A 14,780-nucleotide genomic window follows, 5' to 3' on the forward strand; every position below is an offset into this window, starting at 1 on the left:
CCTGTTGCTATCCCCGCCATACCACTAAGCCATCACACATCACCCGGCCAAAATCCCCTATGCCGTCATGCCGCCATCAATCACCAGTTCGGTGCCGCTGACGTAACTGCTTTCATCGGACGCCAGAAACAGGGCTGCAGCCGCTACTTCATCAGGATTACCCAGTCGCTTTGCCGGGATCCGTGCGCTTAGCGTCTGCCTGATTTCATCGCTGGCCTGGCTAAACATCGGTGTGTCGGTGGGGCCAGGGCTGAGTGTGTTAACTCTGATGCAGCGCGGTGCCAGTTCGCTGTTCCACGTGCGCGCATAGGATCGCACTGCGGCCTTGCTGGCGGAATAGGCAGCATAGCCGGGATTAGCGATGCTTCCCGCAATCGAACCCACCAGCACAACGCTGCTACCCTCACTCATGAGTCGCACCGCATGCTGCATCGTCAGTACCATGGCACGTACATTCAGATTAAAGATGCGATCAAGGTGCTCCTCCGTGGTCTCTTCCAGGCTGGCAGGTTCTGACACGCCAGATGAGTTGACGAGGATATCAAGTCGGCCAGCTCTTGTTGTGAGCGTTTCAAACAGACGCTTAAGGTCGCTTGTGCGGGTGATGTCAGCTGCAATTGCCTCGACGTCCCCGCCAATCAGCGCAACGGCTTCTGCCAGCTGAGCTTCACGTCGGCCCGTTATAAATACCCGTGCACCTTCCTGCACAAAACGACGGGCAACAGCGAGGCCGATACCGCTGTTACCACCTGTGACCAGGGCGATCTTTCCACTTAGTTTCATCATTACAACTCCGGATAGAGGTTAGACACCTGATGGTATATTTATTATATTTAGTGTCAATTACGCACCTGATGTACACCAGATATCCCCAAGGAAACCTCATGACCACTGATATCACCGCAGTGCTGGCCGAAATCAATAGCACGCGCCCTATCCTGGAACAGGTGGCAAACAAGTGGTCAGTGTTGATTCTGACCGTGTTGTGCTCCCAGCCGTCACGTTTTAACGCCATCAAGCGCAGGCTCGATCCCATCACCCATAAGTCCCTGACGGAGGCATTACGGCGACTTGAGCGCAACGGACTGGTAAACCGACACGTGATTGCCTCATCTCCGGTGGCGGTCGAGTATTCGATCACGCCGCTGGGCCGGACGTTGCAGGATCCTTTTATCGCGCTGGTGAGCTGGGCGAAGCAACATGGGGGAGCGATGGAACAGGCACAGGTGATTTATGATGATGAGCGGGATGTCGTAGAATCTGCATGAACGTAGCCCGAGCGACGTTCGTGCACGTGGATAGCGTCAGGTTGATGCGCGAATAAGTTCAGGATAAGCAGGGCCGGTAGCGGAGACCCACAATCAAATGCGTCAACTAATCCGCGGCCGCCTCAAAAAACTGATAAGACCCATCGCGGCGTGCTTTGGCCTGATACATCGCCTTGTCTGCGTTTTCGAATAGCATTTTGGCTGATGCCGTGCCGAAGCGGGCAAGGCTGATGCCGATCGCCGCGCCGATGCGCACGTCCATGTTATCAATGGCGAATGGTTCCTGCAGGCTGTCGATAATCCGCTGGGCAATGGCGGAAGCGGCTTCGCGATTGCTGCACTTCGCTGCCACGACAAACTCATCTCCGCCCAGTCGCGCCACCGAGTCGCCCGGACGCATGCAGCGTTGCAGTCGTTCGCTGACCTGTTGCAGTAGAGCATCGCCTGTCGCGTGCCCCATCAGATCATTCACCGCCTTGAAGCCGTTGAGATCGATAAACATCACCGTGGTAAAGGCCTGATCGTCCACCTGCGACAGCATGCAGCCCACTTTCTCGATGATCCAGGCACGATTATGCAGGCCGGTCAGCGTGTCCAGAGTCGCCAGCTTCTCAAGATCACGCATCCGTTCTTTATCCCGGGTGATGTCACGGGAGACCAGTACGGCACCGATATTTTTTCCAGTATTGGGATTGGTGACGCCACAGGCTTTGGTGCCCAGATTGATGTAATGGCCGTCACGATGCAGTTTGCGCACCTCAACCACATCCGGCAATACTCCCCCGCTAAAGATGCATGAGAGTGCGTCAGTGGCAGTTTCGTGATCGTCGGGATGCAGGAAATCCAGCACTAACTTGCCTACGACCTCCTCGGCAGTCCAGCCAATCATTTCGCTATAAGAAGGCGAGATTGAAACATACCGGCCTTCCGCGTCGCAATGGGCAATCAGGTCGGTGCTGTTTTCAATTAGCAGGCGATATTCTGCCGCCGTGCGCAGCGCATCCTCCAGCGCTTTGCGCTGTCCGGTGACATCAAGAATGAAGCCATTATATTGCAGATGAGATGTCCCAGGCTGGGAATCAGGCAGGCCCGACAAAAGGACACGGCGCGTCTTGCCATCCAGACAATGGATGGGCACTTCAATATGAAAAGGGGTCAGCATTTCCAGTGCGGCGGTCAGTTTCAGCGCGATCTTCGCATCGTCGTCAGCCTGCGCCAGCCTTAACCATGAACTCAGCGTCACGCCTTTCAGTTCAGGCATCAGCCCCGCCGGGCTTGCCTGACTGGCGACGCAGATCCCTTGGGCGTCTGTAGACCAGACAGCGGTAAAAGAGGGTTTGATCATTGTGTTCATGGCGGCCGACTCCGATGTTGCGGACGATATTAAATAAGCTCAATACTCGTCGCTACAGACCTGATTATAACCGTAAATGCCCGCCTGAAGCTGAAGGCCGTTCCGGGTACAGGTTCATCATTGCAGGAATACCCGCCATAAAACGCTGGCTGAAACCGGAGCCTTTGCGGCTACAGTTTCTGAGTGACCATTTCCCTATGGTTCTTCGCAAAAAGTCTATGACAGCATGCAGTGTCAGAAGTATGAGCCTGAGGTTATCGGCTCATTGGGTTTGAATCTTTAATCACGCTCCATTTGAGGTCAGCGCTGGAGTATGTGTGTGATAGATTTTGCTGACCACAGTCCAGCGATCGTTCACTTTCAGAAGATTGAAAAAGTCGGTAAAGCAGAAGCCCGAAATGTCATCGGTGTCGATGCGCGCGCTGGCGGCTGACCCGACAATATCCACGCGTACGATGGCCGCTTTCGCCTCAGGTGATGGACGGAAAGCCGTGTCAATGGTGTCAAACAGTCCCTGAATCGGACCGCCACTGAGATTGCCATCGCTGTCGACGCCAAAAATGGTCGCGCTAGCGCTGAAAGCAGGCTTCATCAGCGCGCTTTTCGCCTGCTTGCCGCCCTCATTGTACTGATCCAGTACGGCCACGATAGCGTCATAGTCCTGCACATAGGTTGTGTTATTCATCTGTTTCATCTCCATTATGATTAATCCGGTATCCAGTCGGATACCGCTCTTTTGCGTCAGCGCAGCGGTAATCGAAACGCCTGAAGGAATAACCTCTTACTCAGAATGCGCCAACATTTATGTAGTGAACACTACACAATGTTATTATTGTATAGTGATCACTATGTAATGTGTCAAGACAATGATTGAGGCCGCCTGTGAATATGCCTGACCCGCCATCCCTCCCTGAAAAGCCGAAAGGCAGGCCGCGAAGCTTTGACCGTGATAAAGCGTTGCTGAAGGCGCTGGATCTTTTCTGGCGCAAAGGTTTTGAGCCTGCATCAGTTGCCGAGCTTTGTGCCGCTATGGAAATCAATCCACCCAGCCTCTATTCCGCCTTTGGCAACAAGGCAAAGCTCTTCCTGGAGGCGGTGAATTACTATGAAACAACGTACTGGAAAGCCACCTGGTTACGGCTCGAAGAAAGGGATGAAATAGGTGAGGCGATTGACTGCTTCTTTAGCGAAGCCGCAGATATCCTGCTCTCCCCTTCCGCGCCCTGCGGTTGCATGGTGGTGCTGGCAGCCATCAATGTTTCAGCTGAATCGACGGATGTGGTCAGAGCGGTCAGCGTTCTGCGACAGGAGGGAAAGGATCTGTTTGAAAAAAGGCTGACCAGAGCGGTACAGGATAAACAGCTGCCAGCGGATACCAATACCGTCGCGCTGGCAGCCGTTCTCAATACTCTGCTGGAAGGCATGTCGATTGAGGCAAAAGATGGTGCAACGCTTCAGAGTCTCAAGCTGATCGCTGAGCATGCCACCCGCTTGCTTCCCATCAGACGCTGACAGCACAAAACAGAAAATAAGTTACTAGACGACCGGTCAGTTTTTGATTAGAGTGTGCCAATCATGAAAAAACAAACAACTGATATGCGCCAGCACATCATTGATGTAGCAAGGGCGATTATTACTCACAAAGGCTACAGCGCCGTCGGGATTTCCGAAATTGTGAAAGCGGCCGGTATTCCGAAAGGCTCGTTCTATTACTACTTCCCGTCAAAGGAAGCATTTGCTGAAGCGCTGCTGAATCACTATTTCAGTCACTATCTGCAGGAAGTTGAACATCAGTTAGGCGGGACCGGCACGGCAAGAGAGCGACTGATTCGCTATTTCACTTTCTGGAAAACGACTCAGGGTGCAGACCTGCCTGAAAGCAAATGTCTGGTAGTGAAACTGGGCGCAGAAGTCTGTGACCAGTTCGATAATATGCGCCATGTTCTGGCAACCGGCACGCACGATATCATGCAGAGAATCGCCGCCTGTATCCGTCTGGGTCAGGAAGATGGCTCCCTGCCCGCCGTTAAGGATGCGACTGAGACGGCAGAAGAACTCTATCAGCTCTGGCTCGGTGCCTCACTGATGGCAAAAATTCACGATCCTGACAAAGCCTTTAGTCAGGCGATGAACGCAACAACGCGGCTACTTGGGTAGCCGTATTTTTTTACTTACTTACTAGACGACCGGTCAACTATTTAGAGGTTTATATGACTGACAGCAGCACCCGTACCGATTTATTCTCACCCGTTGCAATGGGCAGCCTTGAGCTGGCCAATCGCATTGTCATGGCTCCGGTTACCCGCAGCCGTTACGGTGAAGATGGCGTGCCTGATGAACTCCATGCCACTTACTACGCCCAGCGTGCCGGGGCTGGCCTGATTATTTCTGAAGCCACCAACATCTCTCCGCAGGGACGCGGCTATGCCGCAACGCCCGGAATATGGAGCGACGAGCAGGTGGCTGGCTGGAAAAAGGTCACCGAGGCAGTCCACGCCAAAGGTGGCAAAATTGTCTGCCAGCTATGGCATGTCGGCCGCTTTTCCAGCGTGGAACTTCAGCCTGGCGGCGAGCGTCCGGTAGCCCCTTCAGCCATCAAAGCGGAAGGCCAGACTTACACCGTTAACGGTTTTGTACCGGTTTCGACGCCGCGTGCGCTGGAAACCAGCGAGATCCCAGGCATTATTGAACAGTACAAACGTGCAGCGGAAAATGCCCTGCGTGCAGGGTTTGATGGTGTAGAGGTTCACTCAGCCAACAGTTATCTGCTCGATCAGTTCCTGCGGGATTCGACCAATCACCGTACCGATGCCTGGGGTGGCTCCATCGCAAACCGCGCCCGTCTGACACTTGAAGTCACAGAAGCTATCGTCAACATCTGGGGCAATGACAAAGTGGGTATCCGCCTTTCTCCGGTCACGCCTGATGCAGGGAATACTCCGCCAGACAGCAACGTCATGGCGATGTATGGCTATCTCATTCAGCAACTCAACCGGTTCAATCTGGCTTATCTGCACTTTGTTGAGGGCGCGACGGCCACCTCGCGAGAGGTGCCTGCCGATGTGGACATGGACGCGCTAAGCGCTCAGTTCGACGGTCCGTTCATTGGCAACAACAACTATGACCTTGAGATGGCCATCAGCCGCCGCAATGCGGGGATCATCGATGCGGTTGCCTTTGGACGCCTGTTCATCTCCAACCCGGATCTGGTGAAACGTCTGCGCTTTGGTGCCGAACTGACTATTGCGCCAAAAGAAGCCTATTACGGCGGTGGTGCCCGGGGTTATACCGACTGGCCGGAAGGCAATTTCTGATCACTCTTTAGGGCGGATGAGCATCCGCCACTTTTCAACAACACGCGCATGGCGAACCGGGAGCGTCACAGGTCTTAGGGGCAGTAAAAGATGATAGGCAGACTCAAGGAATCAGCATTTTCCTTAATATTTTAGCAGTGGCAACGGCGCTTTATTTAAGACGCCCTCACCTCAAATTACAGTGATAGTGCCGCTTCCGTCATCAGTAGGCACTGTTGTCTATCCTGATAAACATTCCTTCAGCTTAATCTTTTCTTAAGATTAATCCTATAACCTCTCCGCTGTATTAGCCCATGTTGGGCTTTTCCGGAGTATCACCCTATGCAAAATAACAACACAGCCTCTCACGCTCTGAGTAAAGTTCCGGCCGTCACCGCGGCTTTCTGGTTAACCAAAATCGCTGCGACTACCCTGGGTGAAACCGGCGGCGATGCGGTGACCATGTCGATGAATCTGGGGTATCTGACCGGAACACTGATTTTTGCCATCATCTTCCTGATCGCGGTGGTGGTGCAGATCAACCGCAATAGCTTCAACAAATGGATTTACTGGTTCACTGTGGTCGCCACCACCACGGTCGGCACAACGATGGCAGATTTTGCCGATCGCTCACTCAACATTGGTTATCTGGGCGGCACCCTGCTGCTGAGCACACTGCTGGTTCTCTCGCTCTTCCTGTGGAAAATCACCTGCGGCACGGTCGCGGTGAGTTCCGTGAACAACGCGGTCACCGAGAGTTTTTATTGGGTCACCATTATGTTTTCGCAGACGCTGGGCACGGCATTAGGTGACTGGACGGCAGACACAGAAGGTCTGGGCTACGATGGCGGGATACTGCTGTTTGTTGGTGCACTGGTGATCATCTGGGCGGCCAGCCGCTTTACGTCACTTTCACGCACTGCACTTTTCTGGGCGGCCTTTATCCTGACACGACCACTGGGTGCTGTTGTCGGCGATTTTCTGGATAAACCCCTTGCCTCAGGCGGACTGGCGCTGAGTCGCTACGGTGCCTCGCTGACGCTGGCACTGATCATCATCGCCTGCCTGGTAGTTCTGCCACAGCGCCCGGCGATGAAGACGGCAGCGGCAAATTAAAAAGCGCCGACGGCTGAGTGACAGATAACGCGTTCAAACAAATCATCAGGGCCGCCAGCAATGGTGGCTTTTTTGTTCCAGTCGATGCACGTTAATCACGCCGGTCCTGCCGGGATTTCAGGCTACTCAAGCCGGCTGGCAATAAGCCGCAGCTGTTCGGCAATCTGCTTCAAATCCCGCTGCTGCTGCCCGGCGCTTCCGGTCGAACTGCGCACCACCAGTTTTGCTGGCAGAATCGAAGAGGAGCGCTGCTCATCCTGCTCGCTGGCTAACAGCAGACGCGCGACCGCCTCTTTGCCCTGCAAATCCAGATCCAGCGACACCGTCGTCAGCGCCGGATGGAAGAAGGCGCTTTCATAAGTATCGTCGTAGCCAATCACCGAAATCTGCCCTGGCACCGCCACGCCGCGCTGATGCAGCGCGCTCAGCACACCCAGCGCCATCTGGTCATTGCCCACCAGCAGCGCACTAAATTCCGGCGCTTCCCGCAGCAGTTGCAGCACCCCGTTGTAACCACTCTGCGCATCCCAGTTTCCGTGACTAACGCTGACCGGCTTCAGACGATAACTCTCCAGGGTATCCAGCCAGCTCTTTAACCGCAGATTGGCGGAGACGGACTGCTCAGGCCCGGCCAGCAGCGCGAATTCACGATGCCCCTGCTCATAGAGATATTTAACGCTGGCGCGGGTGCCATCAGCCGGATTAAACGAAACGTTAAACACCGAACTGTAGGGATCGACATCAAGAAAAAGACAGAGGATATCTTCGTTCTCCTGCACGATTTTCTCAGCATCACTGCTCTCCAGCGGGACGTTGATGATGACCTTATCCACCCGCTGAGACTTCAGCTCATTGATACAATTCTGCAGACTTTGATTGACGTTCTCATCAATCATGGCGATCAGCACCTGATAGTCCGCTGCGTTGGCATAACGTTTAACCGCAGCGGCCACCTGTGAAGGCGCATGTAAAGCCAGCGATGTAGTCACCAGACCCAGCGTCGTGCTCTGCTTCCCCACCAGCTGCTGCGCCAGTCGGTTAGGCACGTAACGCAGGGTCTCAATTGACTGTTCCACCTTGCGCCGCGTTGATTCTGAGACGTTCGCCGACTTATTCAAAACCCTTGATACCGTCTGATATGACACCCCGGCGTGACGGGCGACATCCTCTAAGGTGGCATTTTTTGATTTCATATTTCGCATCCCTGATGACCGATAACGGAATGGTATCACAGGCGGAAGTTAAGCCAGACTGCCGCAGTCACATTGCGCGAATGAAAATTAAAAGTAATACCTTCACATATTGAAATTTGGTGATCTGATTCACTAATCGTTACAAATACCGCCACTTTATTTGCAGTGCATCACACATTATCGCGATTTTGTTTGTCACTCATCTGGCAAAAGGCGTTTACTGCCGCTGTAATGTGAACGTATTACAAATAAAATTGAGGATAACATGGAAACAAGGTTACGTACTGCTGCTGTGGCGCTTGCTGCGGCCCTGACTTCCCCGACGCTCTATGCCGCTATCGACAACATTGATTTCCATGGCTATCTGCGTGGTGGCGTCGGCGTATCGCAGGATGGCGGTATTGAAGAGTATCAAAAGAACAAGGTGGGCCGTCTCGGCAACGAAGCCGACACCTATGGCGAGGTTGAGCTGGGCAGCGAGGTCTACAAAAAGGATGACGTCAGTTTCTACGTCGACACCATGGTCAGCATGTTCTCCGACGGCTCTAACGATAACGAAACCACCTTCGGCGACGATGCGCAGTTCGGTTTACGACAGCTGAACCTGCAGATCAAAGGGCTGGTGCCGGGTGACAAGGATGCGGTGATCTGGGGCGGTAAACGCTACTACCAGCGTCACGATCTGCACATCATTGATACCAAGTACTGGAACATCTCCGGCTCGGGTGCCGGTATCGAAAACTACACGCTGGGTCCGGGTGCTATTTCATTTGCGTGGATTCGTGGCGATGCCAATGACGTGGATTACCGCGTCGATGGCGATAACGACGTCAACATCAACTACCTCGATCTGCGCTATGCCGGCTGGAAACCCTGGAGCGGTGCCTGGACTGAGTTTGGTATTGATTACGCTATGCCGAACACCACCAACAAACAGAAAGAATATGGTGGTCTGTATGACGCGGATAACGGCGTTATGGTCACCAGTGAAATCAGTCAGGACGTGTGGGGCGGCTATCAGAAACTGGTGTTCCAGTACGCCAACAAAGGCCTGGCGCAGAACATGATTTCGCAGGGCGGCGGCTGGTATGACATGTGGAACGATACCCAAAATGCCACCGGCTACCGCGTGATCAACACTGGCCTGCTGCCGATCACCGACAAGTTCTCACTTAATCAGGTCTTCACCTGGGGTTCAGCGGATGATGTCACCGCGCAGACCAGCAAAAGTACTCTGCTGTCGCTGGTGGGTCGTGGACAGTATCAGTTTACCCAGTATGTCCGTGGCATCGGCGAGGTCGGCAGCTTCTGGCAGAAAGATGAGAACAAAGTGGGCAGTGACTACAGACAGGCGGGTCAGAAATATACGCTGGCGCTGGGCCTAGCTGCCGGTCCCGAATTTATGTCACGTCCGGAACTGCGTCTGTTTGCTTCTTACCTGAATGACTCAGAAGACGGACACAGCTTCAAAGACAACACCAGTAACAATACCTGGAACTTCGGCGTACAGGTCGAAGCCTGGTGGTAACCGCGCAGTCTCCTCATTGTGATCATTGTTAAGCTCTTATGCAGGGGCTTATTTGGATAACCGGCGACGGTTATCCATTTTTTTTACTTCGTATTTTTACAGCGGTGTTTTATTCCGGCTTGAAGAAACGGGCTTCGAGAAGCTGACGCAACTGGTCGGATTGCTTACCAAAGATCGCATGCACCTCATGCCCCAGAATCACCACGCCAATCGCTCCGGCCTTCTGCAATCCCGCCGTATCCACCGCCTTCAGCGACGTTACCTTCACACGCAGCCGCGTTAAACAGGCGTCCACCTGCTCAATATTCTCACGCCCGCCAAAGCAGTTCACCAGACGCTCCAGAAGCTCGCTGTCTACCTCAAGCTCTTCCACCGTCAGCGGCTGCCGACTGAAATATTGCTTAAACGATTTCAGACTCACCATGTTGTTCTCCTTCAGATAATAAAAAGGCGGGCTGCTGCCCGCCACTCACGACTGATAAACGAAAACGAGGGGTACAGGCTCGGGACCGCTCACAGAATATACACGCTTCGTGCATCTATCCTGCAATCTGCCTCTGAAAAAACCTGCCCTACATCAAGAGTAAAACCCAGCTATTCCTACAGACAATGCCCGGTCTCAAAAGCGATGGGGGCATATGCCTGTAGCAAAGCATCACGGGCCAGGGACAAAAACGCCGGGAGCGTTTTTGAACAACGCAACGCGTTGGCCCGGCTACGGGCGCACCTCAGGGATGAGGTGCGTAATCGCCCGTGCTGAGCGGGCAGGGATGCCGTCTTTTGCGTCTTTGCGGAAGGCATATGCCCTCTGAGCCGGTAAGCAGACTGCCAGCAATCGCCAACAAACCTGCCCCTGAGCCTGAGTAGCTCTACTCCAGCGGCACACTCAAAACTCTGCACCCCCACGGCCCCAGCGTCAGCGACTCCCCCACACCCGAGCCATCCACCAAATCACTCAGCCCGGCAGGCAACGACACCTGCTGCGTCTGCGCCGTAAAGTTCTGCACAAACAGAAACGCCTGCTCACCATCGGTACGGCGCTGCACCACCACGCCCGGCGGCAAATCACTCGCCAGCGCACGCGGTAATCCCAGCTGCTTAATCAGCGCACCATAAAAATCCCGATGGAACGACAGATCATTACGCGACGCGATATACCAGGCTTTACCCTGACCGACCCGATTCATCGTCACCGCCGGGGTTCCGGCATAAAAATCACTCTCGTAACTGGCCAGCGCCGTCGCGCCCTCCAGATGAATATGCTCGCAAAGCTCCCGCGCCTGATACGGCCCGCTCAACCCCAGCTCATTGCCACGCACCCCGCGCACGCCGTTAAACTCCTCATCGGTCAGACTATCGATCTCTTCTGACCAGATGCCGAGCAGCGGACGCAACGGCCCAGGGAACCCGCCGGGATAACAAAGATCGCTCTCATTCACGATGCCGCTCCAGTAGCTGGCCACGAAATGCCCGCCCCGCTCAACATGCGCTTCTGCTCGCGCCGCGAAACCGTCGCGCACCATATAGAGCATCGGCGCAATCACCAGATCGTAACCACTGAAATCGCTGTCGCCATTAATCACATCTACCGCAACGCCCTGCTCCCAGAACGCCCGATAATGCTCGTTCACCGTGCGCTCATAGTGCAGACCAATATTGCGCGGACCCTGTGCGTTATCCATCGCCCAGCGACTCTCCCAGTCGAAAATAATCGCCACCCGCGCCTCAACCCGACTGCCCATCACCGGCGTCATCGCGGCCAGCATCCGGCCCAGCTCACTCACCTCACGACCGGTGCGCGTATCCAGATGACCGACATGATCGACGACGGCACCATGAAACTTCTCCACCGAACCCCGGCTCTTACGCCACTGGAAATACTGCACCGCGTCCGCACCGTGCGCCACCGCCTGTAACGACGACAGAATATGCATTCCCGGCTTCTTTAACTTGCTGGTCGGCTGCCAGTTCGTCGCGCCCGGCGTCGACTCCATCAGCACGAACGGCTTGCCCTGCTTCAGGGTCCGCATCAAATCGTGATACATCGCGGTATAACAGGCGAGCGTGGTCTCATCCTTCTCGTTGTGCCACATCGGGTAGCTATCCCACGAGATAAAATCGAGCGCCGAAGCCAGCTTCCAGTAATCGTAGTCGTAGAAATACTCCATGAAATTGGTGGTGGCAGGCAGATCGGGATTAGCCTGCTTCAGTGGTTTAATCTCCTCGCGACAGAAGTCCGTCACCTGATCGGTCATAAACCGCCGCCAGTCCAGATTCAGGCCATGAATCGACATCTCACCCTGAGGCGCAGGCGACACAATCTGTGACCAGTCACTGTAAGTGTGACTCCAGAAATCGCTCCACCAGGCGAGATTCAGCTTCTCCAGCGTCTCATAGCGGCGCTGCAGCCAGCCGCGAAACGCCTCCTGACAGCGATCGCAGTGACACTCGCCGCCATACTCATTGGAAATATGCCAGCCGATCACCGCCGGATGCTGCGCATAACGCGCCGCCAGCCTGCTGTTCATCGCCTGCACTTTCTGGCGATAGACCGGCGAGGTCATACAGTGGTTATGACGTCCGCCATGCAGGGCCGGCAAGCGATCGCGCCCCACCCTTAACACCTCCGGATACGCCTGCGACATCCAGGCCGGACGTGCCCCGCTCGGGGTTGCAAGAAACACGGAAATCCCCTGCAGCCAGAGTGTATCGATCACCTCATCCAGCCAGCCGAACTCATAGCGCCCCTCTTCCGGCTCCAGCTTCGCCCAGCTGAAAATACCCACCGACATAACGTTACAGTTCGCCTGCTTCATCATGGCTACGTCGTCATCAATAATGCCCGGCTGGTGCGCCCACTGTTCCGGATTGTAGTCAGCACCATGCAGCAGCCGGTTAACCCGGGCGCTGAGCGGGGGAAATTTATTCATACCTGTTCCTCAGAGGAAGAGATCAGCGTTAACGCTGATAGTTAATGAAAAACCTGTAGCGAAGGCAGCGCCTTGCCGTGACAGTCAAACAGCGCCTGGTTTTCGCGGGCGTTACCCTGTTTCCATTCGTCGTGGATATATTTCATGCCAGCAGGTGTGGCCCAGGTATTGCCGGGCGCGGGGATCCACGCCGGTTCCCAATAGACCACGCCCTTTCCGCGATGGTCCGGCACCGCCAGCACCGCTTTAATCAGGTCATGCAGATAGGCCGCCTGGCCCGCGACTGTGCCGGGATAGCCGCCCGCTTTCTCCTCTTTCGCCTGGAAACTGTTCTCGGCGTTGTCACAATTTTCCAGCGTGTAGCCGTAGGCCGCTTCCACCACCATCACATCCTTGCTATAGCGACGGGAGATATCATCCATGTTGGCTTTCAGGGCGCTGATAGGGCCATTCCAGTAGGTGTACATCGACAGGCCAATCACATCGAACGGCACATCACGCTTAACGATTTCGTCGAACCACCAGCGGAACGTGTCATTTTTCGTGCCTTCAGCCAGATGCAGCATGATCTTCACCTGATGCGGATCGCTGAGGTTCTCGCGCAGCCCGCTGATGCCCGCTTTCAGCAGGCCGGCCAGGCGATCGAACTCGCCGCCGTTCTGGCCCCAGCTCTTGCCTTCCGGCCAGAGCATGCCGCCGTTAAGCTCATTGCCAATCTGCACGATATCCGGCATCACGCCTTCCGCTTTAAAGCGGGCGATAGTGTCGCGCGTATAGTCATGCACCTGCGTTTCCAGCTGCGGAAAGGTCAGCCACTGCCAGGCTTTGGGTTTGAACTGCTTGCCGGGATCGGTCCAGAAATCGCTGTAATGAATATCCAGCAGCAGCTTCAGTCCCGCCGCTTTTACGCGCTTCGCCAGCGCCAGTGTGGTCGCCAGGTCATTGCCGCCACCGCCGTAGGTGTGACCGCTGCCGTCGGTGGGATCGACCCACAGCCGCAGCCGGATCGTATTGATACCGCTGGCTTTCAGAATGGCGATGGCATCCTGCTGCTGGTTATCCGCGTTGTAGAATTTCGCGCCCTGCTTCTCCAGCTCAGCCAGCGAAGAGATATCCGCGCCTTTGATAAAATCGGTTGGCCACGGCCCGGCAGAGGCAATGACAGGCTGATCGGCGGCGAGCAGCGGTGTCGCCCAGGCCAGCGCCAGGGCGAGAATCAATGTTTTTGGCGTCATGATTTATCCTTTAGTACTGCCTGAGGCCAGGCCGGAAACGAAGTACTTCTGCAGGGCCAGATAGAACACCGCCACCGGCACGGCGATCAGCACGGCACCCGCCGCATAAGTGGTGTAGCTGGCGCCCATTTTTTGCGACACCAGGTTATAGAGGCCAATCGGCAGCGTGAACTGCTCCGGCGTACGCAGAATGGTGCTGGAAAGAATGAAATCACCCAGCGGCCCGGTGAAAGAGAACAGCGCGACGACGGCCAGAATCGGCTTCGACAGCGGCATGATGATCTCAACGAAAATGCGGAAGTTACCCGCCCCGTCCATGCGCGCCGACTCATCCAGATCTTTGGGAATCGAGTCGAGATAGCCCTTCATCAGATAGGTGTTCATCGGGATCATCCCGCCGACGTAGATCAGCACCAGCGCCAGATGGCTGTTGATTAATCCCAGCAGCTGCGACAGCACGAAAATCGCGATCAGCGCCGAAAACTGCGGGATCATCTGCAACAGCAGAAACAGCATCAGACCGTTCTGCCTTCCCTTAAACCGGAATCGGGAAAAGGCGTAGGCGGTACAGCTGACACTGATGAGCGTCAGCACCATGGTCAGGAAACTGATTTTCATCGAGTTCCAGTACCACGTCATATAAGGCACCGTGCCGTTGAACAGGTCGCGGTAGTGCTGCAGCGACGCATTCTCCGGAATGATCGAGCTGCTGAGCAGGCTGTTGCCTGCATTCAGTGATGCCCCTACCGTCCAGACCAGCGGATAGATAATGATGGTCGAGACGGCCAGCACTACCAGCCAGGTCAGCGACAGGCGTATCCACCTTTCGCGTTTAATACTGCCGGACTTCGCCATAACTGCTC

The 14,780-nt window shown here is 55.0% G+C and carries 14 protein-coding genes; 6 read left to right on the forward strand and 8 right to left on the reverse strand.

The window, feature by feature from the left end; translation table 11 throughout:
* Nucleotides 1-57 precede the first annotated feature (57 nt).
* Nucleotides 58-786 carry an SDR family NAD(P)-dependent oxidoreductase gene (locus ACN1CO_RS15860; protein ID WP_419139773.1) on the reverse strand — a complete coding sequence of 243 codons (729 nt, stop codon included), beginning with the start codon at nucleotides 784-786 and terminating at the stop codon, nucleotides 58-60.
* 98 nt (nucleotides 787-884) lie between these two features.
* On the opposite strand from ACN1CO_RS15860, the gene ACN1CO_RS15865 reads away from it, so the two are divergent.
* The gene (locus ACN1CO_RS15865; RefSeq protein WP_419139774.1) at nucleotides 885-1,268 is read left to right on the forward strand and encodes a winged helix-turn-helix transcriptional regulator; all 384 of its coding nucleotides are present in this window, start codon (nucleotides 885-887) and stop codon (nucleotides 1,266-1,268) included.
* Between the two features lie 106 nt (nucleotides 1,269-1,374).
* Here the strand turns inward: ACN1CO_RS15865 and ACN1CO_RS15870 are convergent, their stop codons facing one another.
* A complete protein-coding gene (locus ACN1CO_RS15870; RefSeq protein WP_419139775.1) occupies nucleotides 1,375-2,622 on the reverse strand; it encodes a diguanylate cyclase domain-containing protein in 1,248 nt (415 codons plus the stop codon).
* Between the two features lie 283 nt (nucleotides 2,623-2,905).
* Complete coding sequence (locus ACN1CO_RS15875) at nucleotides 2,906-3,307, reverse strand: nuclear transport factor 2 family protein (protein ID WP_419139776.1); 402 nt, start codon at nucleotides 3,305-3,307, stop codon at nucleotides 2,906-2,908.
* Nucleotides 3,308-3,579: 272 nt separating this feature from the next.
* On the opposite strand from ACN1CO_RS15875, the gene ACN1CO_RS15880 reads away from it, so the two are divergent.
* The 4 genes from ACN1CO_RS15880 to ACN1CO_RS15895 all read left to right on the forward strand — a co-directional run bounded on the left by ACN1CO_RS15880 (nucleotide 3,580) and on the right by ACN1CO_RS15895 (nucleotide 7,031).
* Nucleotides 3,580-4,134, forward strand: coding sequence for a TetR/AcrR family transcriptional regulator (locus ACN1CO_RS15880; protein WP_419139777.1), 555 nt, complete (start codon nucleotides 3,580-3,582; stop codon nucleotides 4,132-4,134).
* A 63-nt stretch (nucleotides 4,135-4,197) separates the two neighbouring features.
* Entirely contained in the window at nucleotides 4,198-4,779 is a 582-nt protein-coding gene (locus tag ACN1CO_RS15885) for a TetR/AcrR family transcriptional regulator (protein ID WP_419139778.1), read from the forward strand.
* A 53-nt stretch (nucleotides 4,780-4,832) separates the two neighbouring features.
* Nucleotides 4,833-5,936: an alkene reductase gene (locus ACN1CO_RS15890; protein ID WP_419139779.1), complete on the forward strand. Its 1,104-nt coding sequence runs from the start codon at nucleotides 4,833-4,835 to the stop codon at nucleotides 5,934-5,936.
* A 321-nt stretch (nucleotides 5,937-6,257) separates the two neighbouring features.
* On the forward strand, nucleotides 6,258-7,031 hold the full coding sequence (locus ACN1CO_RS15895; protein WP_419139780.1) for a hypothetical protein: 774 nt from the start codon (nucleotides 6,258-6,260) through the stop codon (nucleotides 7,029-7,031).
* Between the two features lie 122 nt (nucleotides 7,032-7,153).
* Here ACN1CO_RS15895 and ACN1CO_RS15900 read toward each other — a convergent pair whose 3' ends face one another.
* Entirely contained in the window at nucleotides 7,154-8,224 is a 1,071-nt protein-coding gene (locus tag ACN1CO_RS15900) for a LacI family DNA-binding transcriptional regulator (protein ID WP_419139781.1), read from the reverse strand.
* 265 nt (nucleotides 8,225-8,489) lie between these two features.
* Between ACN1CO_RS15900 and ACN1CO_RS15905 the strand changes: the two genes are divergently transcribed.
* A complete protein-coding gene (locus ACN1CO_RS15905) occupies nucleotides 8,490-9,752 on the forward strand; it encodes a maltoporin (protein WP_419139782.1) in 1,263 nt (420 codons plus the stop codon).
* Nucleotides 9,753-9,861: 109 nt separating this feature from the next.
* On the opposite strand, the gene ACN1CO_RS15910 is transcribed toward ACN1CO_RS15905, so the two are convergent.
* The 4 genes from ACN1CO_RS15910 to ACN1CO_RS15925 form a co-directional block, all read right to left on the reverse strand.
* On the reverse strand, nucleotides 9,862-10,176 hold the full coding sequence (locus tag ACN1CO_RS15910) for a glucose PTS transporter subunit EIIB (RefSeq protein ID WP_419139783.1): 315 nt from the start codon (nucleotides 10,174-10,176) through the stop codon (nucleotides 9,862-9,864).
* A gap of 445 nt (nucleotides 10,177-10,621) precedes the next feature.
* Nucleotides 10,622-12,682 carry a beta-galactosidase gene (locus ACN1CO_RS15915; protein WP_419139784.1) on the reverse strand — a complete coding sequence of 687 codons (2,061 nt, stop codon included), beginning with the start codon at nucleotides 12,680-12,682 and terminating at the stop codon, nucleotides 10,622-10,624.
* Between the two features lie 41 nt (nucleotides 12,683-12,723).
* Nucleotides 12,724-13,917, reverse strand: a complete 1,194-nt coding sequence (locus tag ACN1CO_RS15920; RefSeq protein WP_419139785.1) for a glycoside hydrolase family 53 protein — start codon at nucleotides 13,915-13,917, stop codon at nucleotides 12,724-12,726.
* 3 nt (nucleotides 13,918-13,920) lie between these two features.
* Nucleotides 13,921-14,772 (reverse strand): sugar ABC transporter permease, encoded by an 852-nt coding sequence (locus tag ACN1CO_RS15925; RefSeq protein ID WP_003851665.1) that lies wholly within the window; start codon nucleotides 14,770-14,772, stop codon nucleotides 13,921-13,923.
* Between the last annotated feature and the right edge of the window lie 8 nt (nucleotides 14,773-14,780).

The organism is Pantoea sp. R13S299, from assembly GCF_048515925.1.
Lineage (GTDB): Bacteria > Pseudomonadota > Gammaproteobacteria > Enterobacterales > Enterobacteriaceae > Pantoea.

Coding starts and splice junctions, on each gene's coding strand:
- ACN1CO_RS15860 (WP_419139773.1), bottom strand. CDS start 786: ATGATGAAACTAAGTGGAAAGATCGCCCTGGTCACAGGTGGTAACAGC.
- ACN1CO_RS15865 (WP_419139774.1), top strand. CDS start 885: ATGACCACTGATATCACCGCAGTGCTGGCCGAAATCAATAGCACGCGC.
- ACN1CO_RS15870 (WP_419139775.1), bottom strand. CDS start 2,622: ATGAACACAATGATCAAACCCTCTTTTACCGCTGTCTGGTCTACAGAC.
- ACN1CO_RS15875 (WP_419139776.1), bottom strand. CDS start 3,307: ATGAATAACACAACCTATGTGCAGGACTATGACGCTATCGTGGCCGTA.
- ACN1CO_RS15885 (WP_419139778.1), top strand. CDS start 4,198: ATGAAAAAACAAACAACTGATATGCGCCAGCACATCATTGATGTAGCA.
- ACN1CO_RS15890 (WP_419139779.1), top strand. CDS start 4,833: ATGACTGACAGCAGCACCCGTACCGATTTATTCTCACCCGTTGCAATG.
- ACN1CO_RS15895 (WP_419139780.1), top strand. CDS start 6,258: ATGCAAAATAACAACACAGCCTCTCACGCTCTGAGTAAAGTTCCGGCC.
- ACN1CO_RS15900 (WP_419139781.1), bottom strand. CDS start 8,224: ATGAAATCAAAAAATGCCACCTTAGAGGATGTCGCCCGTCACGCCGGG.
- ACN1CO_RS15905 (WP_419139782.1), top strand. CDS start 8,490: ATGGAAACAAGGTTACGTACTGCTGCTGTGGCGCTTGCTGCGGCCCTG.
- ACN1CO_RS15910 (WP_419139783.1), bottom strand. CDS start 10,176: ATGGTGAGTCTGAAATCGTTTAAGCAATATTTCAGTCGGCAGCCGCTG.
- ACN1CO_RS15915 (WP_419139784.1), bottom strand. CDS start 12,682: ATGAATAAATTTCCCCCGCTCAGCGCCCGGGTTAACCGGCTGCTGCAT.
- ACN1CO_RS15920 (WP_419139785.1), bottom strand. CDS start 13,917: ATGACGCCAAAAACATTGATTCTCGCCCTGGCGCTGGCCTGGGCGACA.
- ACN1CO_RS15925 (WP_003851665.1), bottom strand. CDS start 14,772: ATGGCGAAGTCCGGCAGTATTAAACGCGAAAGGTGGATACGCCTGTCG.